This window comes from Saccharopolyspora soli (assembly GCF_022678645.1).
Classification (GTDB): Bacteria; Actinomycetota; Actinomycetes; order Mycobacteriales; family Pseudonocardiaceae; genus Saccharopolyspora; species Saccharopolyspora soli.
Genome location: NZ_JALBWV010000028.1, coordinates 14,615 through 34,666, shown reverse-complemented (window position 1 = coordinate 34,666; position 20,052 = coordinate 14,615). Strand labels below are relative to the sequence as shown.

Annotated in this window: 17 protein-coding genes and 2 pseudogenes; 2 read left to right on the top strand and 17 right to left on the bottom strand. The window is 68.4% G+C overall.

Going from position 1 to position 20,052, the window contains the following annotated elements:
- Positions 1-12: 12 nt before the first annotated feature.
- Both MOQ72_RS21620 and MOQ72_RS21615 read right to left on the bottom strand, forming a co-directional pair.
- The gene (locus MOQ72_RS21620) at positions 13-1,374 is read right to left on the bottom strand and encodes a site-specific integrase (RefSeq protein ID WP_242186047.1); all 1,362 of its coding nucleotides are present in this window, start codon (positions 1,372-1,374) and stop codon (positions 13-15) included.
- On the bottom strand, positions 1,371-1,679 hold the full coding sequence (locus MOQ72_RS21615; RefSeq protein ID WP_242186045.1) for a helix-turn-helix domain-containing protein: 309 nt from the start codon (positions 1,677-1,679) through the stop codon (positions 1,371-1,373). The genes MOQ72_RS21620 and MOQ72_RS21615 overlap by 4 nt, the downstream gene beginning before the upstream one ends.
- 24 nt (positions 1,680-1,703) lie before the next feature.
- On the opposite strand from MOQ72_RS21615, the pseudogene MOQ72_RS45675 reads away from it, so the two are divergent.
- A pseudogene (locus tag MOQ72_RS45675) lies at positions 1,704-2,323 on the top strand (creatininase family protein).
- Between the two features lie 132 nt (positions 2,324-2,455).
- On the opposite strand, the gene MOQ72_RS21600 reads toward MOQ72_RS45675, so the two are convergent.
- The 15 genes and pseudogenes from MOQ72_RS21600 to MOQ72_RS21530 form a co-directional block, all read right to left on the bottom strand.
- Positions 2,456-2,806 (bottom strand): hypothetical protein, encoded by a 351-nt coding sequence (locus tag MOQ72_RS21600; protein ID WP_242186043.1) that lies wholly within the window; start codon positions 2,804-2,806, stop codon positions 2,456-2,458.
- 487 nt (positions 2,807-3,293) lie between these two features.
- On the bottom strand, positions 3,294-3,905 hold the full coding sequence (locus tag MOQ72_RS21595; protein ID WP_242186041.1) for a tyrosine-type recombinase/integrase: 612 nt from the start codon (positions 3,903-3,905) through the stop codon (positions 3,294-3,296).
- Between the two features lie 127 nt (positions 3,906-4,032).
- Positions 4,033-4,377 (bottom strand): annotated as a pseudogene (locus MOQ72_RS21590) (TRM11 family SAM-dependent methyltransferase); the annotation flags it as partial.
- A 225-nt stretch (positions 4,378-4,602) separates the two neighbouring features.
- Positions 4,603-5,550, bottom strand: coding sequence for an LLM class F420-dependent oxidoreductase (locus MOQ72_RS21585; RefSeq protein ID WP_242186040.1), 948 nt, complete (start codon positions 5,548-5,550; stop codon positions 4,603-4,605).
- A 5-nt stretch (positions 5,551-5,555) separates the two neighbouring features.
- Positions 5,556-6,704: an acyl-CoA dehydrogenase family protein gene (locus MOQ72_RS21580; protein WP_242186038.1), complete on the bottom strand. Its 1,149-nt coding sequence runs from the start codon at positions 6,702-6,704 to the stop codon at positions 5,556-5,558.
- Between the two features lie 14 nt (positions 6,705-6,718).
- Complete coding sequence (locus MOQ72_RS21575; RefSeq protein ID WP_242186035.1) at positions 6,719-7,135, bottom strand: acyl-CoA thioesterase; 417 nt, start codon at positions 7,133-7,135, stop codon at positions 6,719-6,721.
- A complete protein-coding gene (locus tag MOQ72_RS21570; RefSeq protein ID WP_242186034.1) occupies positions 7,132-8,256 on the bottom strand; it encodes a zinc-binding dehydrogenase in 1,125 nt (374 codons plus the stop codon). Before MOQ72_RS21570 ends, MOQ72_RS21575 begins: the two co-directional genes overlap by 4 nt.
- Before the next feature lie 27 nt (positions 8,257-8,283).
- Entirely contained in the window at positions 8,284-9,852 is a 1,569-nt protein-coding gene (locus MOQ72_RS21565) for an AMP-binding protein (RefSeq protein WP_242186031.1), read from the bottom strand.
- Positions 9,853-9,872: 20 nt separating this feature from the next.
- Positions 9,873-12,047, bottom strand: coding sequence for a hydantoinase B/oxoprolinase family protein (locus MOQ72_RS21560; protein WP_242186030.1), 2,175 nt, complete (start codon positions 12,045-12,047; stop codon positions 9,873-9,875).
- Positions 12,048-12,066: 19 nt separating this feature from the next.
- Positions 12,067-14,127: a hydantoinase/oxoprolinase family protein gene (locus MOQ72_RS21555; protein WP_242186029.1), complete on the bottom strand. Its 2,061-nt coding sequence runs from the start codon at positions 14,125-14,127 to the stop codon at positions 12,067-12,069.
- Between the two features lie 147 nt (positions 14,128-14,274).
- Positions 14,275-16,188 (bottom strand): helix-turn-helix domain-containing protein, encoded by a 1,914-nt coding sequence (locus MOQ72_RS21550; protein ID WP_242186027.1) that lies wholly within the window; start codon positions 16,186-16,188, stop codon positions 14,275-14,277.
- A 23-nt stretch (positions 16,189-16,211) separates the two neighbouring features.
- Entirely contained in the window at positions 16,212-16,967 is a 756-nt protein-coding gene (locus tag MOQ72_RS21545) for a crotonase/enoyl-CoA hydratase family protein (RefSeq protein WP_242186025.1), read from the bottom strand.
- Between the two features lie 118 nt (positions 16,968-17,085).
- The gene (locus tag MOQ72_RS21540) at positions 17,086-18,249 is read right to left on the bottom strand and encodes a thiolase family protein (RefSeq protein WP_242186024.1); all 1,164 of its coding nucleotides are present in this window, start codon (positions 18,247-18,249) and stop codon (positions 17,086-17,088) included.
- 13 nt (positions 18,250-18,262) lie between these two features.
- Positions 18,263-19,030, bottom strand: coding sequence for an SDR family NAD(P)-dependent oxidoreductase (locus MOQ72_RS21535; protein WP_242186022.1), 768 nt, complete (start codon positions 19,028-19,030; stop codon positions 18,263-18,265).
- 171 nt (positions 19,031-19,201) lie between these two features.
- Positions 19,202-19,486 carry a winged helix-turn-helix transcriptional regulator gene (locus tag MOQ72_RS21530; RefSeq protein WP_242186020.1) on the bottom strand — a complete coding sequence of 95 codons (285 nt, stop codon included), beginning with the start codon at positions 19,484-19,486 and terminating at the stop codon, positions 19,202-19,204.
- Positions 19,487-19,681: 195 nt separating this feature from the next.
- Between MOQ72_RS21530 and MOQ72_RS21525 the strand changes: the two genes are divergently transcribed.
- Positions 19,682-20,029, top strand: a complete 348-nt coding sequence (locus tag MOQ72_RS21525; RefSeq protein WP_242186018.1) for a DoxX family protein — start codon at positions 19,682-19,684, stop codon at positions 20,027-20,029.
- Positions 20,030-20,052 lie beyond the last annotated feature (23 nt).

The window sequence follows — 20,052 nt, the reverse complement described above, 5'->3', positions numbered from 1 at the left end:
CCCGGATCGCGCCTATTCCGTCTCGTCCTCGGCGCGGGGTAGGAATAGCCCACCGATGTCTTCGGCGGCGTCTCGGTCGAGGTCGGGTACGTCTTCGGAGTAGGTGTCCAACGTGAAGGCCGCCGTGGAGTGCCCGAGCCGACTGCTGACGATCTTCGGATGCACGCCGGACCGCAGCGCGATCGTGGCGTAGCTGTGCCGCACGCCGTGGAGGGTGATCAGCGGTAGACCAGCGCAATCGACGAGCGCGTTGAACTTCTCGGTGATGGTGTCCGGGTAGATCCGCGAGCCGTCTTCCCAGCAGAACACCAGGCCGTTGTCCTGGTAGTCCCTGCCGAACGCTTCGCGCTCGGTGTCGAGGCGATCCATGTGCTCCCGTAGCACTGCGGTCGTGTAGCGGTCGAGGGCGACCGGCCGCCGACTCTTCTTGCTCTTGCCTCCCCCGGCGACGACCTTGCCGCCCGCGACCACGCTGGTCACGTTCATGCGCACCGTCGCCCCTTCGGACGCGTCGAGGTCCAGCCCGTCACGGGTCAGCCCGCACAGTTCGGACCGCCGCATGCCGGTGGAGGCCACCAGCACCCACAGCCCGTAGAGCCGATCAGCCCGCGCCACTTCGAGAAAGCGAGCCATCTGGTCAGTGGTCCACGTTTTGTGCGGCCGGTGGATGAGAGAGGGTGCTTTCACATTGTCCATTGGGTCAGCTCCGATGCATTTCCATCCTTTCGCCGTACTGAATGCGGAACCGAGCATAATGTGAACGCTCTGCACAGTCTTGGGCGCGTAGCCCGCTGTCGGTTCGGCTGGAATACGGCCCACTCGGTATCGGCGCACGGCTTTGTATGCGCCTTTATGCGTCACGCCGACCTTTTCGGCGAGCTGACGAGTGCCGATTTCCTCGCCACGCTCTTGGGCGGATTTCCATAGTTGGTACATCCCCCAGTTCGTATCGCGCTTGCCGATTCGCGCCTTGGTGAGCAGGTGCTCGTAGAGGGCAGCGATCACAGACGGTGTGATGTCCTGCAGGGGTCGCTTTCCGATGATGGGCAGCACGTAGAAGCGGGCGAGGTTCTCGTAGTTCGCCGCAGTCGTCGCTTCCGTGGTCGTGCGAACATAGGGGAACCACGACTCGAAGAACGCCGTCACCGTCTGCCGAGACGGCTTGACGTAGATCTCGGCAGCGAGAGCAGCCTGCGCTTCCAGCATGGCGTCCCATGCCTCATCCCACGTCTCGAATCCGCTCTGCCGGATCTTCGGCTTCACCCCCGTCAACACGTCCGGCGGACCATAAAACGAGTAGGCCCACTTCCTGCCGCGCTGAAACACGCTGCCGGGAACGGTCTTTCGCTTGTTCTTCTTCCGGCTCGGACTCATGCAGCGTCAACCTCCAGGGAGACATCCGAGTCGGGAACCACGACATCGGCGAGCCGGGCACGGATGACGTACACGCGCCGACCGAACCGCTTGACGGGCAGTTTCCCGGCTGCCGCATAGCGGTAGGCCGAGGCGCGACTGAGTCCCAACAAGCGGGCTGCCTCGGGGATCGAGATCAGCACCGGACCACCAGCCTCGGTGATCTCCGGTTGAGAAGGCGTCGCTGGCGGCGTGGCTTCACTGGCCGACAACGCTTTGGTCAGGGCAGTCAACAGCGCAACGAGGTTGGCTTGTTCGGTACTCACAAGATCCCCTTCGGGCTACGGTCGGTGACCTTCTTGGTGGTGTCGGTGGCGCCTCTCCTGGGCCGGTGGGCCGGGAAGTTGCTTGCCGACGCCTACGGACTCTTTCGCCTGCCTCCCATCACGATCAGCTGCTCACACGAACACGAAAAGCTGCTCGCTGGCTCTGTGAGCATCTCTGCCAAGACCCTCTACTCGATCGTCACGGACGTGGCGGCTTCCTTGGAGCGCGCGGGAATCAGAAACTGGTTCTCGTTTCTGGTCACGGCGGCAACTACGTTCTGTCCAATGTGGTGCAAGAAGCGAACGTTGCCGAACGTCGAATGTCGCTCTACCCGGATAGAGAATCCATGAACAAGGCACGTGTCGACGCAGGTTGCGAGAGCAGCGGACACGATGACATGCACGGTGAGGAACTCGAAACGAGCATCTTCCTGCACGCCACACCGGATCTCGTCCGCGAGGGATGGCAACGCGCCGACCACGAGGCCCCCCGACGGCCCGACCTCTTGACGCTCGGCATGGCGGGTTACACGCCGACCGGGGTTATCGGACAGCCATCCCTTGCGAGCGCAGTGAAAGGCGCGGCGATCCTCGATAGCCTCACTGGGAGCTTTCAGGCACATCTCGCGATGTTGAGGGGCTGAGACAATAGAGCAAAGAACCGGGCCTCGACGTCGGGGCCCGGTTCTGCTGAGATAGCCCTCTCGAAGCGTCCTCAGATCGCCGTAGCGGCCATAACCGGAGCAACGTGACAGGCGGGCCGCCCCTGTCCTTTATTACCTGTCGTCAAGGACGATAGGCGGAAGCTCCACTCTTTCTCGCAAGCTTTCAGCTGGTGAAATCTTGGCCAATATTCTTACGATCTCCTTGCGCAAGCGGATCGCAATGGATACAGCATTCGCAGAACCAGGCTTGAAGCTCTCAATAATTCGATCACTTGCAGTAATGCGAAGAATGGACATTAACTTGATTCCCGAAAGCTCGACTTCAACCATTTGAGCATTGACCCCGTCACAGTAAACAGCAGCGTCCCTTGACGGAAGCTGGTCAACCGCGACCACCCCGTCGACAAGAGCGCGCCAGGTCTCCTGGTGACACTGGAGCTTGACATAAGCGATACCCGCCACGCGGTCAACCAGGTCCCACGTATCTGGATAGAAGTTCGTGTCCGAAACTCGCTTATTTTCGGGACTGACCTTCGCTGGAGGGTCAGATGAACTGTGAGGAGCGGGGCACGACTGGTTGGACGAGTCTTTCCCTCGACGAGCTCTTCGCTTCCAAAAGCACACCAGCGCCAACCCTCCTGTATGCGGGGCTTTGGCCTCGCGGTAGCGACCTACCACTAGTGCTTACCAGCACCGGCCAGCGCCATGAAGCTACGAACGAGTGATCATCGCGCGCCTGGAAAACACAGGCCGTAAAACCGCAGCCCGCACGACGCGAGGACAGTCGTGCCGGTCGCGACAAACCCTGGCCATGATCGGGCGACTCTTCGGGGTCAGCGCCAGTCGGGTCGAGGTCGACTGTGCGGCAAGCCGTCACACGTACGGCACGGATCGTCTGGGAGCAAATTGGGAGCACGGTCTGCTGACCACAACCCCCAATCCGAAGAGTTCATGCCGCTTCCCGCCCCACAGCGGTGTTTTCCTGCCACGTCCACCCGCCATCCTGCTCCCACCGCTGCTGCAGGGCCTTCAGCGTGTCCTCGATCATCTGGTCCATGACGTGCGAGTAGATGTCGTCGACGTCCTTGCGCTTGTGCCCGAGCCGCACCAGCCGCATGATGCGCGGCACATGATCCTCGATCAGCCACGTCTCGTGCGTGTGACGCAGGTCATGGAAGTGCAAGTCTTGGTTGATCGGTGACCACCTCTTCTTCTCGTCCCCGGCCAAAGCAGGCAGCCAGATCCGGCGGCGGAAGTTGGACCGCCGGTACAGCCCACCGCCTGCCCCGGTGAACACAAACCGCGCATCCGGGTTGCGTTCCCGGTGTGCCCGGAGTTCCTCGGCCAGGAACGGCGGCAGGTGCACCGTTCGGACACTAGCCGGAGTCTTCGGCTGCCCGAGTTCCAGCCGCCCCCGCACTTCGTGCAGTGTGCCGAAGTCGGGGTCGAAGCTGATGCGCAGTTTCCGACACGGGTTCGCGCCGATCAATCCCTCGTCCACGGCTTCGCCGAGGATCATCGAGAACAGCACGAGGATGTCCTGGGCGCTCTTGTCTGCCATGGTCGGGCGGAGTTTCTTGTTCACCCAGCCCTTGACCGCGATCCGCTGAATGTCTCCCAGGGCGGTGCCAGACCAGCGGGGCAGGATGTGATTGCGGATGTGGGAGTCGTAGGTCGCCCAGGTGATCTACGCAGCGCTCGACGGGGATGAGCCCGGCCTGCCGGCCGCATGCGGCGATTTGGGAGGGCAGGTCGATCAGTTCGGCGTGTTCGCGCCAGGGGCGCAGGGTGATCGCGAGGTGCCCGCCGGGCCGCAGGAACCTTGTGGTGGCGGCGAAGATTTTGGTGAAGCCGGAGAGGAGTCGGTGGTGGCCGATGTTGGCGAGGTTGCCGCGGTCGAGGGTGTTGACGTAGAGGTGGTGGTACTTGTGCACCCCGCCACCGGGGACGACGTTGACCTGCCCGTGGGTGGATGGCCCATACGGTGGGCTGGTGACCACTAGCGCGACCTGACCGGCTAGATCGGGCGACAGTGAGTGAAGCCATTTCGAAGCACTACGGGGTCCAGAAATGCTCGAAATAGGTAGGATCAGACTTTAGGAAAGTAAATGGAAAATGCCGATATCGCGATTGCGGTTCTATCCAAATATTTCACGAGGAGCGGAAACAAAAGTGAGGCCGAGACCCTCGTTCAATTCGGCTTGAACACAGACGGCACGATAGCCGATCCCTGGTAACAACGGCGACGAGCATGCGGTTCATCGGGGCGCCAGCCGGAGCGCGGCGTCGTGGGTAGTCATACCGACCGGCAGTGGCAGGATGATCGGCACGTCCACCCCGTTCGCCACGTAGCGCTGGATCCCCTCGACACACTCGTCCGGGCTGCCGTTGACCACCAGCTCGTCCACCACTTTGTCCGGGATCGCGGCGGCAGCACCCTTCCGGTCCCCACTGTCCCAACGCGACCATAGCTCGGCCAGCGCCTCGCCACGGCCAAGCCCCTCGTGGAATGCTCGGTACACCGGCGCGGTGAGGTAGCCAGCCATAACCCGTCGAGCCGCGGCGTGCACCGCCTCGGTGTCCACCGACGGTGCGACGAAGATCCGCGCGGCCACCATCCGGTCGGCGCCGACGTGTGCGGTGACTGTGGGGACGTCGTCGGCGGACAGCCAGCTCAGAATCGCGCCGTCACCCTCACGGCCGGCCATTCGCAGCATGCCAGGCCGCAACGCCGCGAGCAGGATCCTCGGCACCACCGCAGGCGGCCGGTCGAGCCGGAAACCGCGCACGGCGAACGTGTCGTAGGAGTGGTTGACCCGCTCGCCGGCGAGGGCGCTGCGGAGGAATCGGACGGTGTCCCGGGTGCGTTTGAACGGCTCGGTGAACGGCACACCGTTCCAGTTCCGCATGATCACGCTGGTCGACGAGCCGAGTCCGAGCGTGAACCGGTCCCCGGCAAGCTCGGCCATCGCGGCCGCGGACTGCGCGAGCACCGCCGCGCCGCGGCTGAACACCGGCACGATCGCTGTTCCGATGTGGACGGTCGGGAGTCGCGTCGCGACCATTGTGAGCGGGGTGAACGCGTCCCATCCGCTCGCTTCCAGGGTCCAGAAGTCGGTGTAGCCGGCCTCGGCCAGCTCGGCGTACCGGTCGGCCTGCTCGGCGAGCCCGAGGTCCGGGTACGGAATGCTGATGCCCCAACGCATCCCGCTCAACTTCCTGCCGCGAGGTCGCGGCCGATCACGAGCCGCTGGATCTGGTTGGTGCCCTCGAAGATCTGCATGATCTTGGCCTCGCGCATGTACCGCTCGGCGGGGAACTCGCGTGTGTAGCCGACGCCGCCGAGCACCTGCACCGCGTCGGTGGTCACCTTCATCGCGAGGTCGCTCGTGACGAGCTTCGCGATCGCGGCCTCCCGGGTGAACGGCAGCCTGCGGTCCTTGCGCCGCGCGGCGTCCACATAGGTCGCCCGCGCGCTCTCGACGGCGGCCGACATGTCGGCGAGCAGGAACGACACGCCCTGGAAGTTGATGATCGGCTGGCCGAACTGCTCTCGCTGTCGCGCATATGACACCGCGCAGTCGAGTGCCGCCTGCGCGAGACCGGTGGCGCACGCGGCGATGCACAGCCGACCGGTGTTGAGTGCTTCGAGGGCCATGGGAAGGCCACGACCCTCGGCGTCGATCCTTTGGTCGACCGGGACCCGCACACCCTCGAACCGCAGCTGCGTGGTGCGCGAGCCGGTGAGCCCCATCTTGGTCTCCGGCGGACCCGCAGTGAGTCCCTCCGCGTCGCCGGGCACGAGGAAACACGAGATGCCGCGGGACCCGTCGTCCGAGGTTCGCGCCATCACCGCGTAGAAGTCCGCGACGCCGCCGTGGGTGATCCACGCCTTGGTGCCGGTAATGACGTAGGAGTCGCCGTCGCGCGCCGCCCGCGTGCGCAGCGATCCCGCGTCGGAGCCGGCGTCCGGTTCGGACAGACAGTAGCCGCCGAGCAGATCGCCGCCGATCATGTTGCCAAGCCACCGGTCGCGCTGGGCGTCGGTCCCGTGCTTCCACAGTGGATGACAGCTGGCCCACTGCACGGTCAGGCCGACGCCCACGGTGGCCCAGGCGGTGGCGATCTCCTCGACCACCTGCAGCGTGACCTCGTCGGGCAGCCCGCCGCCGCCGTAGCGTTCCTCGTACGGCAGCGAGAGGATGCCCTGCTTGCCGAGCAGCCGGAACATGTCACGCGGGAACTCCCCGCCAGCTTCGGCGGCCGCGGCCCGCGGGGCGAGCTCGGCTCGGCACAGGTCACGGACCATCTCCAGGAGGTCCTCGGCGGTCTGGTCGGGAAGTAGGCGGATGGCAGGCATGGGCGAGCTCCGTTCTATGCCAACGTGTCCAGGGCCTTGCCGATCAGGTCAGGGATCTGCGTCGGGCGGCGGGTGGCCGGGTCGACGTACACGTGAACGAACTGGCCGTGCGCGCACAGCAGGTCATCGCGGAACACGCCGAGCCGGTAGCGGACGCTGGTGCGGCCGCGGTGCTCCAGCGCCAGCCCGATGTCGAGCCGGTCCGGGAATGTGACTTCATGCACGAACCGGCACGAGGTCTCCACCACGACGCCGATGGCCGGCAGCATGCGGATGTCCACGCCGGTCGTGTCCATCAGCCAGCCGTTGACCGTGCTGTCGAACCATAGGTAGTAGGCGGCGTTGTTGACGTGCCCGTACACGTCGTTGTCGCTCCAGCGGGTCTGTTGGGGCCGCAGCACGGGGAAGTCGGCACGGGCGAGAGTATTCACGTGGGCACCACTATCTGCCGGACCGCCGCGCCGCCGGCGAGCGCGTCGAGCGCGGAGTTGATGTCCGACAACGGCAGCTCCGTGCTCTTGAGCCGGTCCACCGGCAATCGGCCGGCGCGCCACAACGCGATCATGGCGGGAATGTCGAGCTGAGGTTGCGCGGAACCCATGTAGGAGCCGAGGATGCCGCGGTTGCCGGCGACGATGTCCAGCACCGGCAGCGAAACCCGCGTGTCGGGGTGCGGGAGTCCGACGGCGACGGCCGTGCCGCCTCGACCGGTCACCGCGTAGGCGGACTCGAGCACGGCGGCAGAGCCGACAACCTCGAACGCCCAGTCGACCCCGCCGGGGCTGGCCTCCTTCACCAGCGACGCGGCCACGTCGGGCGGGCCGACGTGGCTCGCACCGAGGTCCAGCGCGAGCTTCTGCTTGTCCCCCACTGGATCCACGGCGACCACGGGGTAGGCGCCGGCCGCCACAGCGGCCATCACCGCCGCCTGCCCGACACCGCCGAGCCCGAACACCGCGACCGAGTCACCCGGGCGCACCGCGGCGGTGTGTACGACCGCGCCGAACCCGGTGAGCATGGCGCAGCCAAACAGTGCCGCCACGTCTGCCGGCACGTCCGCACCGATCACCACCAGGGAGTTGCGGTCCACCACGGAGTGGGTGGCGAACCCGGACACACCGAGGTGGTGACGCACGTCGGCGCCGGTGGCGTCCCGCAACCGGGAGCCACCGCGGATCAGGGCGCCGCACCCGTTCGCCGTGGCCGCCGCCGGGCACAGCGCGGGCCGGCCGGATCCGCAGTAGCGGCAGACTCCGCAGCTCGGCACGTACACGAGCACCACCCGGTCGCCGGGCCGCACGTCGTAGACACCGACCCCGACCTCGAGCACGGTGCCCGCCGCCTCGTGGCCGAGCGCCATCGGCAGCGGGCGCGGCCGGTTGCCGTCCACGACGGACAGGTCCGAGTGGCACAGGCCCGCCGCGTCGACGCGCACGAGTACCTCACCAGGGCCGGGATCGTCGAGCCAAAGATCCTCAATGGACAGTGGTGTGGTCGTCGCATACGGGCCGGAAATCGGCGACTGCCGGAGCACGGCGGCACGAATCCGCACGGCGGACTCCTCTCAACGAGTCGGGGATCAGCTCACGGCGCGCTGCTGGTCAGCCCAGTAGGCGGCGCGCAGCGCCTTCTTGTCCGGCTTGCCGACCGGGGTCAGCGGCAGTTCGGCGACGACGTCCACCGACTTCGGCGTGTGCACGCCGCCCTTCGCGTCACGCACCAGCTTGACCAGATTCGCGATGTCCACAGTGGCGCCCGGCACGGGCACCACGACCGCCTTCACCGCCTCGCCCCACACCGGGTCGGGGATGCCGATGACCGCGGCCGCCGCCACGGCCGGGTCGGCGCACAGGACGTCCTCGATCTCGCGGGTGTAGACGTTGAACCCGCCGGAGATGATGAAGTCCTTCTTGCGATCGACGATGGTGTAGAAGCCGGCGTCGTCCTCGCGGCCCATGTCGCCGGTGTGCAGCCACCCGTCGGCGAGCGTCTCGGCGGTGAGCTCGGGCTGGTGGTGGTATCCGAGCATGACGCCTGGGCTGCGGATCGCGATCTCGCCGACCTCGCCGCGGGCCACCGGCCGGTTGTCCTCACCGAGCAACGCGATCCGGGTGCCGGGCACCGCGCGTCCGCACGACATCAGCCGGGTCTGGTCGGACAGGTCGTGCTCGGCAGACAGCAGCGCGGTGCCGAGAGCGAGTGTCTCGGTCTGCCCGTAGATCTGGGTGAACACCGGCCCGAGCCGGTCGTGACCCTCGATCAACCTGCTCGGTGACATCGGCGAGGCGCCGTAGATGATCCGCTCCAGCGTCGGCATCTCGATCGACGCGGCCTGCCCGTGGTCGAGCAGCTTGTAGATCATCGTGGGCACCAGGAACGAGAAGTTGGCGCGGGTGCGGCGGACGGTCTCGACGAACTCCTCCGGCCGGAACCCGTCCAGCAGCACCACGGTCCCGCCGCGCAGCAGTGTCGGGACGAGGAAGTGCGCTGCGGCATGGGTGATCGGCGCAGCGGCCAGATACACCGGCGCGAGCGGCAGCTCGTAGGCCAGCGGCGCCGCGAGGGTGATCGCCGCCCGCGCGCGCTGGCTCTGGATAACACCCTTGGACCGCCCCGTGGTGCCGCCGGTGTAAAGGATCTCCGCCCAGTGCTCGCCGTCCACATCGGACGCATCGAGTGGGCGGGGCGATTCGGCGGCCGCCAAGGCGAGGATGTCCGGCGCGAACTCACCCGGCCCGATGCTCAGCAGGGTGGACACGCCGGCCGCAGCCAGTCGCCCGGCGTCATCGGCGAAGGTCGGGTCCACCACGAGCACCCGGACGTCGGCGTCCACACACTCGAAGAGGTGGTCGTCGAACGACGCCCTGGCGTGCATGCCGACGGAATGCCCGCCGAGCAGCTGAGCGGCCACCGACACGAGCCATGCCTCCGGACGGTTCGGTGCGAGCACGCCCAGCGCCGTGCCGGGACCGATCCCCCGGGCGGCCAGCACCGCCATCATGCGGGCGATCAGATCCGCCGACTCCGCGTAGGTGTAGGTGACCTCGCCGTACACGAACGCGCTCCGGTCCGGCCAACGTCGCAGTGCGGCAAGCACCAGCTCGTTGTGGGTCGTGGTCGCCGAGGCGGCCACCGCATTGCCGATCATGAAGTCCTCCGACCATCTACTCAGGACTGAGCGACGTGCACGCGCGCGTCGAGCAGGGTGCCGCAGTGCGGGCACAGCGACTCGTCGAGGAGGACCTGCTCGGCCGCGCCGACGCGTTCGCGCACCCGCACACCGAATTCGGCGAGGCGTTCGCTCGCCACCTGCGTGGTAGTCACCGCACCCGCAAGCCAATCGTCGCCGTTGCCGAGCGAGCCGGCGCAGACCGGGCACGTCCAGCAGTCGGTACCGCAGCCTCGGACGGGCACCCACCTGCGCTCCAGAAGGTCCACATCGGACTGCAGCAGCGTCGGCACGGTATCGGCGGGCGAACCGGCCGCCGCCAGGCGGGTCAGCCGGATCCGGTCACGCAGCGCAGCTGTCGCCTCGGCGTCGAACCCGTCCCCGTCGAGCACGACGCCGTACACGTCCCGGGCCTGGTCGGCCGAGACGAACTCGTCCACCACGTCCGCCACGACAGCACGCGGGTCACGCAGCAGCGGGTCGCCGATGCCGCCACCGCCGCCGAGCCACGAGTGGAACACGTCACCCACCCCGAGTCGAAGTCCCTGCGCGTTGACGTCCTGGAGCTCGATCGCGCCCGCTTCGATCGCGTCCCGGTGCGGGTAGCGCCCATCGGCCATCAGCGTGCGAACGTTGCTGTCCCGCCAGAACTCGAACCCGCTGCCGCCAGCCGGCAGCCCGCCGGCGAACCCCCACGGCGGCACGGCCGCGGTCGGGCAGAACAACGTCTCGGTGGCCTCGTCGGCACCCCACGGCACCCACGCGTACTCCAGCCCCATGCCACCGCGGCCCGCGCCGTGCCCGCTCGAGTCGGTGGCGAGCCGCTTCCACAGGTACAGCGTCGGGTAGAGCATCTCGTTCATCTCGACGTCCGGCAGCATGTTGCCCACCTGTGTGAGCAGGCCCGCCGCGTCGTGCCCGTCACGAACCAGCTGCGCACCGGTCCCCATGCCGCCGCCGTCCATGTTGAACCAGACGAAGAACTCGCCGGTGTCCGCGCGGGTGCCCGACGAGATGCCGCCGGTCCACGAGTCGCCCCACTCCCCCTGACACCGCTGCCGCACCATATCGTTCGTGCTCTTCACGCAGGCCTGGTTCAGCAGCCGGGTGACGAGCCGAGTGGCGCGCACGCCGGCCGTGAGGTGGCCGTTGCTGATGGGCGCCGGCACCACCGGGTTCACGATGCTGCCCTCATCAGCGAGGATCGTGAACGCGGTCATCACGCCCTCGTTGAACGGCACGTCCCAGCCGAGGATCGGCACGACCGCGCTCGCGAGGCTGCCCACCAGCGCGCCGTAGCTGCAGTTGACAAACCCGTCGGTCTGCGGGCTGGACCCGGTGAAGTCGAAGGTGATCCGGTCACCGGCAACGGTCATCGCGCAGTACACGCGGTAGAGCGCGTCGTCGTGCCCGTTGCCCTCGACCCATTCCTCGGACGCGTAGGTGCCGTCCGGGATGTCGCGGATCCGGCCCCGCAGCACGTGCTCGGCCAGCTCGAAGCTCAGCGCGGTGTAGTCGGCGAACGTCTCGGCGCCGAACTCCTCGATGGTCTCCACGAGCCTGCGGATGCCGGTGTTGTTGCTGGCGACCATGCTGCGCACGTCGTTCCAGTACAGCACCGGGGTGCGCACGTTGTTGCCGATGAGCCTGCGCACCGACTCAACCGGCTCACCACGCTCGAAGATCTTCACGCCAGGGGGAAGGCGCAGCGCCTCGCCGAAGCAGTCGGTAGCGGCGGGCGCGAACCCGCCCGGCGCCATGCCGCCGACGTCCACTAGGTGCGCCTGCGACTGCGCGAACCCGATCAGCCGCTCGCCCAGGAAGATCGGCGAGATGACCGTGGTGTCCGGTGGGTGGCTCGACCCGGATGTGTGCGGGTCGTTGCTGATGAACGCGTCCCCGGGCTGGAGCTCGCCGGCGTCGACGGTGGCGAGCAGGTTGCGCACCGCGACCCCGCCAGAGCCGATGTGCAGCTGCACGGCGTCCGAGTAGGAGTAGATGCGGCCGGTCGCGTCGAACAGGGCGGTGTTGTAGTCCCGCGCCTCGGTGATCACCGGCGAGCCAGACGAGCGGATCATCGCGATGCCCATCTCCTCGACGATGTTGTCGAGGCGCATTCTGATCACCTCGAGCGTGACCGGGTCGTAGTCGTTGCGGAGTTCTTCCAGCGACATCGGTGTCAGCTCCCTACGGTCAGCGGGACAGGGTGATCAGGACGTCGCCGTGCTCGTTCAGCTCGGCGGTGGCGCCGGCCGGCACGTAGACGGTGGTGTCGATCTCTTCGAGGAGGCAAGGTCCCAACGCGGACCCGATCGCGGCAAACCCGCGGTAGACAGTGACGGTCTGCGGCTTGCCGTCGGCGGGATCGATGATCTGGCGCTCGTACCGCAGGTGCTCCGCCGGCCTGGTGAGCACGTGGTCGCCGCGCAGGTTCAGCGACTCGGACCGGCCGACCGCGCGGATCCGCGAGTTGATCAGCAGCACCTCGCTCTCGGTCCACGCGGTGCCGGTGCCGAACTCAGCCTCGTAGTCCCGGACGAACTGGTCGCGCAGTGCGCCCTTCGCGTCATCGGTGAGCGGCTCGTCCGGCAGACGGGTGGTCACCTCGAAGATCTGGCCCGCGAACTTCATGTCTGCCTCGCGGATCAGCTCACGTCGGTCCTCCGGGATGTTCTCGTCGGCGAACCAGGCACGTGCGCCGGCCTCCAGCTCGGTGAACGCCCGCGCCAGCACCTCGGTCGACTGGCGGAAGTTCCACGGCGTCGTGCGTACCTCGGTGTAGACGGCGTCGGCGTGCATGAGGCCCCATGCGGAGAACACCGCCGCGTTGGCCGGCACGACCACCTCGGACACGCCGACCTCGTTCGCGATGGCCGCCGCGAACAGGCCCATCGCGCCCCCGAAGCTGACCATCGTGAACTCGCGCGGGTCGTGGCCGCGGTTGATGGTGATCTTGCGGACGGCGTTGGCCATCTGGTGCACGGTGAGCCGGTACATGCCGTGCGCGACGGCCTCGGCATCCAGTCCGAGCCGCTGCCCGAGCCGTTCCCCGACAGCCTTGCGGGCCAGGTCGGCGTCCAGCGTCATCGTGCCGCCGAGGTAGTAGTCCGGGTTGATCAGGCGCATCACAAGGGCCGCGTCGGTCACGGTCGGTTCGGTGCCGCCGCGGGCGTAGCAGACCGGACCAGGCCGGGAGCCCGCGCTGCGCGGGCCGACCCGCAGCAGGCCGCGCTCGTCGATCCAGCCGAGGCTGCCGCCGCCCGCGCCGATCGACTCGATGTCGACCGCGGTGAGGCTGGTCGGGAACTCGCCGATCCTGGCGCGCGGCAGGATCCGCAGCTCGCCGTCGATGATGGCCGCCGCGTCGAGACTGGTGCCGCCCATGTCGGTCGTGAGGATGCGGCTGCGGTCGATCCGCTCACCGAGCAGCCGCGCCCCGGCGACCCCGCCCACTGGGCCGGAGTTGAACATGTTGATCGGCGCCTTCGCGGTCTCCTGAATGGACAGGAAGCCGCCGTGCACCTGCATGATCTGTGGCCGCACCTGCAGTCCCGCAGCCCGCAGCCCCTCCTCGAGCGCCTGGAAGTGGTTGGCCACAATCGGTTTCACCGCAGCGTCGAGCACCGTGGTGATCATCCGCTCGTACTCTCGGTAGACCGGGGTCAACTCGCACGACAGCGTGTAGGGCAGATTCGGGTAGAGTTCCTCGATCTGCGCGCCGATCGCCCGCTCGTGCTCGCTGTTGCGGAACGACCACAGTAGACAGACGGCGACCGCCTCGACGCCGTCGACCTCGACCAGGTGCGCGAGGTCTCGACGCACCTGGCCGAGGTCCAGTGGCACCACGACCGCGCCGCTCGCGTCGACCCGCTCGGCCACCTCACGGGTGTGCCGGCGCTCGACGACCGACGGGTAGGGCGCGAGGTCGTGCGGGTCGCGTTCCTCTCCGCGAGCGGACCGCGCGATCCGCAGCGTGTCCTTGAACCCGGCGGTGGTGAGCAACCCGACCTTGGCGAAGCGCAGCTGGTCGATCGCGTTGGTGACGATGGTGTTGCCGAGCACGAACCGCTCGGTGGCCGCGAAGAACTCCGCCGCGGACAGTCCCATCCGCTCCCGCAACACATCGATGGCGCCGAAGATCCCGCCGGTGACGTCCGCTGTGGACAGTGACTTGCCCCGGACCGCGCCGGCGTCGGTGATCGCCACGGCGTCCGTGAACGTGCCACCAACGTCGATTCCAACATGCATGGGCATGGCGTCCTCCGCTCTGAGGGCGACCGCGGTCCGCCGACCGCGTCCGTGTGCTGCCTCAGAACGCTAGGTCCGTTGCCACCTGCGGAGAATGTGCTGGCGGGACACCGTCCGCACCGGCCCGGTGGCGGAATCCCCACTGGGCAGTGCTCAGTCGTGTTCGGACAGTTGGTGCAAGCGAAGCGCCACACGCAGGGCGAGGTTCTCGTGATCGGTCTGCCAGTCCGCGCCGAGCAAGCTCGCCACCCGGTCAAGTCGCTTCGTGACCGTGTTGGGGTGGACGAACATGCGGCGTGCCGCCTCCGCCGCGTTGCCACCGCTGTCGAAGAACACCGTGAGCGTGCCGACGAGGTCCGACCCCTGGTCGCGGTCATGCGCCCGCAGCGCGCCGAGCGTGCTGTCGAGGAACCGCGCCAGGTCCTCCTTGCGCGACGCGTCGAACAGGACGCCGTAGAGCATCAGGTCCTCTGTGCTGGCGTGGGCGTCGGTGCGGCCGAGAGCCTCGAGCAGCGCGACACCGCGCCGGGCGGTTTCGAAGCAACCAGCGAGCCTACCGGTGCGCGGGTCGACGGGCGGCACCCCGCACACCACCACCGCGACGCCCAGCTCGCGCTGGATGCGCTGGTGCAGCCGGGCGGCCGCGTCCTTCGCGCTCTCCGCGGGCAGCACCACGGCGAGCAGTCCGGCGAAGTCGCCCGCGATGCCCTCCTCGGTGCGCGCCAGGTCCAGGACCTTCCGCCGTACCTTCGGCACGTCCTCCTCGGACGCGACCCGGACGGCGAGCGTCACCTGCGCCCTGGCGAGGTCGAAGTGCCGGGCGCAGGCCCGCAGCCGGGTCGCCTCGGTCGGCGGGGCGTGGTTGGCCAGCAGCTCCCCCAGCAGCTCGCCGCGAACACGTTCCTCCGCCTCGACGATCGCCTCCTGTCGCAGTGTCAGCAAGGCTACGATTTGTGCCGCGCGTTCCAGGTTGCGCACGTCCAGCGAGGTGACCGGCGCCGGGCGCGCGAGCACGAGAGCTCCGAGGAACGTCCTGCCGGTGCCGACCGCGGAGACCAGCCGAGGCGGCTCGGCGTCGTCGCGGACCACGCAGCGGCCCGTGCGCCTGCTCTCGCCGATGTCGCGCAGGAGATCGGAGTCAACGGCGATCACGCCTTCCGGCCCCCCGGCGTCCGCGCTGGCGGACAGGCCGCGGTAGGCGAGCAGGGAGTCGTTGCGGTCCAACAGGAGCAACTGCCCGGTGAACACGTCGGCGAGCGCGTCGGCGACGTCGGCCACCTCCGCGCCGCGGATCACCAGGCGAGCCAGCCGGTCGTGCAACTCGGCGGATCGGCGCAGCGCGAGGTTGTCGGCCTCAATCGTGCGGCGCGACTCGGTGGCGTCGGCGAACAGGTGCGCATTGTCGATGGCGAGCGCGGCGAAGTCGGCCAGCGCGGTGATCAGCGCGGTCTCCTCGTCCGTGAACGCCCGCTCGTGCCGGTTCGCCGCGAACAGCACGCCGAGCACCTCGTCACGGGCGATCAGCGGTGCGCCGAGAACCGAGGCCAAGCCATCCTTGGCGAGCGCCCGGTCGAGCCCACTGTCATGCATGATCGCCGAGTCATCGAGGTAGCGGGTGACCCGCAGCGCCGCGCGGGTCCGCTCGATCTCGGCGGACATGCCGCGTCCCGGCGGCACCTTAACGTGCTTGAACTCGGGGGAGATCAGCCCGACGCTGGCGAGCACGTAGAACCCGCCGGTCTCCTGGTCGCGCAGGCACAGGTAGGTCACGTCCGCGCCGGGCAGCACCTGGTGCGCGCGCTCGACCACCGCGCCGAGGGTGGCGCCGACGTCGCGCAGCGCCACCAGGTCCCGCGCGGTGTCGTAGAGGACGGCCAGCTGCCGCTCCCGCTGCCGCCGGTGTGCGACCGCCTGGTGCGCGCCTCGCGCGGCGGCCGCAAGCTCCGGGTGCGACGGGCCGGGCAGCGCGGTGAGCAGGTCGTCAAGGAGGCCGTCGTACTCCGTGGGCGCCGCGTCGTTGGCGAGGCCATCGAGCAGCGCGGTAAGCGACTTGGTGAGTGCGTCCACGGGGACCTCCGTTCCTGCCGTGGTCACGCCCAGGACGGCGGCCTCTTGTCCAGGAACGCGGCGACGCCCTCAGCGTACTCAGGGGTGCTGGCCATGGCGTACGCGCTGAGCTGCGCGTTCTGGTTGGCCCAGCCGGCGGCCTCGGCCATGGCGGCGGTGGTACGCAGCAGCTCCAGAGTGTGGCGGACGGCCACCGGCGGGTTCGCGTGGACGCGCGAGGCCAGCTCGACAGCGACGTCGAGCGCGGCGCCCGGCTCGGCGAGCCGGTTCACCAGACCGTGACGGTGCAGGGTGGCGGCGTCCACCGGGTCGCCGATCAGCGCCAGCTCGGCGGCCAGCGGGTACGGCAGCCGCAGCGGCAGCCGAACCAGCCCGCCCGCAGCTGCGACCTGTCCGTTGTGGATCTCGGGGATGCCGAAGCGTGCGTCGCGTGCGGCGACAACCAGATCGCAGGCAAGCACCACCTCGAACCCGCCGGCCAGCGCGAACCCCTCGACGGCGGCGACAAGCGGCTTGGCCGGGCCCCGGCCGACGAGCCCGAACCAGCTCCGGTCCCGCGTCTTGGCGAACGTCCCGGCCGCCGCCTCGGCGAGGTCCTGACCGGCGCAGAAGTAGCCGCCGGCGCCGGTGAGCACGCCAACTCGCAGCTCGGGGTCCGTGTCGAGCTCATTCATCGCCGCCTCGACCTGCTCAGCCATGGCGAGTGTGATCGCGTTGCGCCGCTTCGGCCGGTCAAGGGTGACGACAAGGACCGGGCCGCGGCGCTCGGTGGTGATCATCGTGTTTGCTTGTTCGCTCCACTCAGTCACTTGCACACCGCCTTCCCTCCTGCGCTGCTCGCTCGTTCCTCGCCGCACTGCTCGTCAGCCCAGACGGCGTAGGCTCCCTCGCCCCCGCTCACCGGCGCTCCAGGACAGTCACCGCGCACACCGCGGCCGTGTACGGGTCGTCCAGGGTGACCGCGCCGCCCGCGTTCTGCGCCGCCGCGATCCGCGCGTTCGGCACCTGGCGGTCGCCACAGCGGCCGCGCAGCTGGTCGACCAGCTCGACGAGCTGTGCGCAGCCCGTCGCGCCGACCGGATGCCCTCGACTGATCAGCCCACCGCTCGGGTTGACCGGCACGGCGCCGTCGAACCGGAGCTGGCCGTCCATCGCGAGTTTCCACGCCTCGCCTTGCCCGACGATGCCCATCTCCTCCAGGATCACCAACGCCGCGGAGGCGGCCGCGTCGTGCAGCTCCACCACGTCCACATCGGACGGTCGGAGCCCGGCCTCGGCGAACGCCAGCTCGGTGACCCGGGTGACGAGCCCGCCACCCTCCTGTCTGCGGGCGGAGCGCAGCGCCGCGCCACGGATCGCCACCGCGTCGGCGGCCGGCCGACGGTTGGTCACCACCACGGCCGCCGCGCCATCGCCGATCGGCGAGCACATCAGCAGCGTGAGTGGATCGTCGATCATGCGCGACGCGAGGATCTCCTCCGGCATATACGCTTCCCGGTACTGCGCCTTCGGGTTGCGACTGCCGTGGAAGCGCACCGTCGCCGCCGCGTGCGCCAGCGACTCCACGGGCGCACCGGTCTCCGCGAGATACCGGCGAGCCTCGGCCGCGTAAAGGTTCATGAACACGGAGTTCCGCTCGCTCGCATCCGGGTCCAGCACGGTCACATCGACTGCGGCGCCGAGCGCGGCGAACGCCCGGGTCTTGTCCGGATGGGACAGCTTCTCCGCGCCGACCGCGAGGGCCGTGTCGCACTGTCCCGAGCGGACGGCCATCATCGCCAGCTGCACCGCGGTCGAGCTGGAGGCGCAGGCGTTCTCCACGTTGACGATCTGCGCGCCCGCGAGCTGCCCGTCGAGGAGCGCGAGTTGTCCCTGGATCATGGCCTGCCCGGTGATCATCGAACTGGCGGCGTTGCCGAACGCGGCGAACCCGATCTCGCCCGGCTCGCACCCGGCGTCCGCGATCGCCGCATCGACCGCCTCGGTGGCAAGCTCCGGGATCGTCCGGCCCGGGAACTTCCCGAACGGCGTGACCGCCGCGCCGGAGATGTACAGATCCATGGTGACCTCCTTGTCAGCGCGGCAGCATCCGCTGGCCCGCGTCCAGCCGGATGCACTCGGCGTTGAGGTAGCGGTTGGTGACGAGGTGCTCGACGAGCGCGGCGAACTCGTCCGGCTCCCCCATCCGCTTCGGTTCGAGGATCATGTCGACGAGCCGGTCCCGGACCGCCACCGGCATCCCGGCGACCATCCGGGTGGCGAACAGGCCCGGCGCGACCGCGTTGACCCGCACCCCCTTGCCAGCGAGGTCGCGCGCCAGAGGCAGCGTCATGCCGACGACGCCGGCCTTGCTCGCGCTGTACGCGGCCTGCCCCACTTGCCCGTCGAACGCCGCGTCGGATGCCGTGTTCACGATGACCCCGCGCTCCCCGCCGGCGTCTGGCTCATTGCGCAGCATGGCCGCCGCAGCCACCCGGGTGACGTTGAACGTGCCGACCAGGTTGATCGCGACCGTCCGCGCGAACCCGTCCAGCTGCGCGGGCACACCCCGACTCACCACCTTCGCCGCGGAAGCCACGCCGGCACAGTTGACGCAAATGTGCACCGCCCCGAACCGGTCGACGACCTCGACCACCGCCGCCTCCACCGCGGTCCCGTCGGTGACGTCAACGGGCACGGCGAGCGCCCGGTCGCCGATCTCGACCCGGGCTTTGTCCGCCAGCTCCGCGTCCAGATCGAACAGGCCGACCGAAGCGCCAGCCGCACCCAGTCGCCTCGCGGTCGCGAGTCCGAGACCCGAGCCCGCACCGCTGACCACCACGACAGCACCGTCGACCTGCACGATGGCTCCTTCCGTAGCCGCCTCGTGTTCCGAAGCTACGGACGGACCGGGACCTCGCATATCACCCGAGGGCACACCGCAACGCCGCCCACGGTGTGGTGTCCGCACAACCGGCTGTTCGGTGAGGATCGAGAAGTACCCGACCTCTACGTAGCCCCGTGCGGTTCCGTATCAAGCATCTTGGGAAAGATGCCGGGTTCCCCAGCGGAGCAGGGGTTGTAGTGCGGCGATCAATTCCTCGCCGCCGAGCGTGGGTCGATAAACGATCTGGACCGGGGTCGTGGGTATCACCTCGCGCTCGATGAGCTCGAGGGACTCCAACTGCTTGAGGCGTTGCGACAACAGGCGGTCCGAGATGCCGACGACCAGCCGGCGGTACTCACCGAACCGGCGAGCTCCGCGGGTGCTGGCCAGCAGAACCGCGCCGGCCCAGCGCCGCCCGATGATGTCCAGCATGGTCTGCATGACCCGGCAGTCATCGGCGTTGGTGTCGTGTTGGAGTGTGCCCGCATCGGGGCGGGTGGCTGACGAGGTCACTTACTAATAGTAAGTAGCTAATGGGCAGTTTGGCAAGATCGACCCGGACGCCGAGACTGGTGTCATGACCGATCACAAACACCTCAGCCCGCTCGCAACACGCGAGGAACCGTGATGTTCACTGCCGCCGCAATCGTGTCGGCGTTGCTCGCCGGCATTCTCTTCCTCTCCGCGAGCGGAAAGCTGACTCGTCAGGAATCGCAAATGGCGACACTGCGCAAGGTCAGTGTTCCCGACGACAAGGTCTGGCTCCTCGCCGCCGCGGAAATCGCCGGTGGTGTCGGCCTGGTCGTCGGCCTGTTCTGGTGGCCGCTGGGACTTGCCGCCGCCGTCGGGGTGATCCTCTACTTTCTCGGCGCGATCGTCGCACACGTGCGCATCAACGACTGGAACATTACGGCCGCGGCCGTGCTGCTCGTATTCAGTGCGGCCGCTCTGACCCTTCGAATTCTGTCAATCTGAACAATTCTATCGAATCAGCGAGG

Coding starts and splice junctions, on each gene's coding strand:
- MOQ72_RS21620 (WP_242186047.1), bottom strand. CDS start 1,374: ATGAGTCCGAGCCGGAAGAAGAACAAGCGAAAGACCGTTCCCGGCAGC.
- MOQ72_RS21595 (WP_242186041.1), bottom strand. CDS start 3,905: ATGGCAGACAAGAGCGCCCAGGACATCCTCGTGCTGTTCTCGATGATC.
- MOQ72_RS21585 (WP_242186040.1), bottom strand. CDS start 5,550: ATGCGTTGGGGCATCAGCATTCCGTACCCGGACCTCGGGCTCGCCGAG.
- MOQ72_RS21580 (WP_242186038.1), bottom strand. CDS start 6,704: ATGCCTGCCATCCGCCTACTTCCCGACCAGACCGCCGAGGACCTCCTG.
- MOQ72_RS21565 (WP_242186031.1), bottom strand. CDS start 9,852: ATGATCGGCAATGCGGTGGCCGCCTCGGCGACCACGACCCACAACGAG.
- MOQ72_RS21560 (WP_242186030.1), bottom strand. CDS start 12,047: ATGTCGCTGGAAGAACTCCGCAACGACTACGACCCGGTCACGCTCGAG.
- MOQ72_RS21555 (WP_242186029.1), bottom strand. CDS start 14,127: ATGCCCATGCATGTTGGAATCGACGTTGGTGGCACGTTCACGGACGCC.
- MOQ72_RS21545 (WP_242186025.1), bottom strand. CDS start 16,967: ATGATCACCACCGAGCGCCGCGGCCCGGTCCTTGTCGTCACCCTTGAC.
- MOQ72_RS21540 (WP_242186024.1), bottom strand. CDS start 18,249: ATGGATCTGTACATCTCCGGCGCGGCGGTCACGCCGTTCGGGAAGTTC.
- MOQ72_RS21530 (WP_242186020.1), bottom strand. CDS start 19,486: ATGCTGGACATCATCGGGCGGCGCTGGGCCGGCGCGGTTCTGCTGGCC.
- MOQ72_RS21525 (WP_242186018.1), top strand. CDS start 19,682: ATGTTCACTGCCGCCGCAATCGTGTCGGCGTTGCTCGCCGGCATTCTC.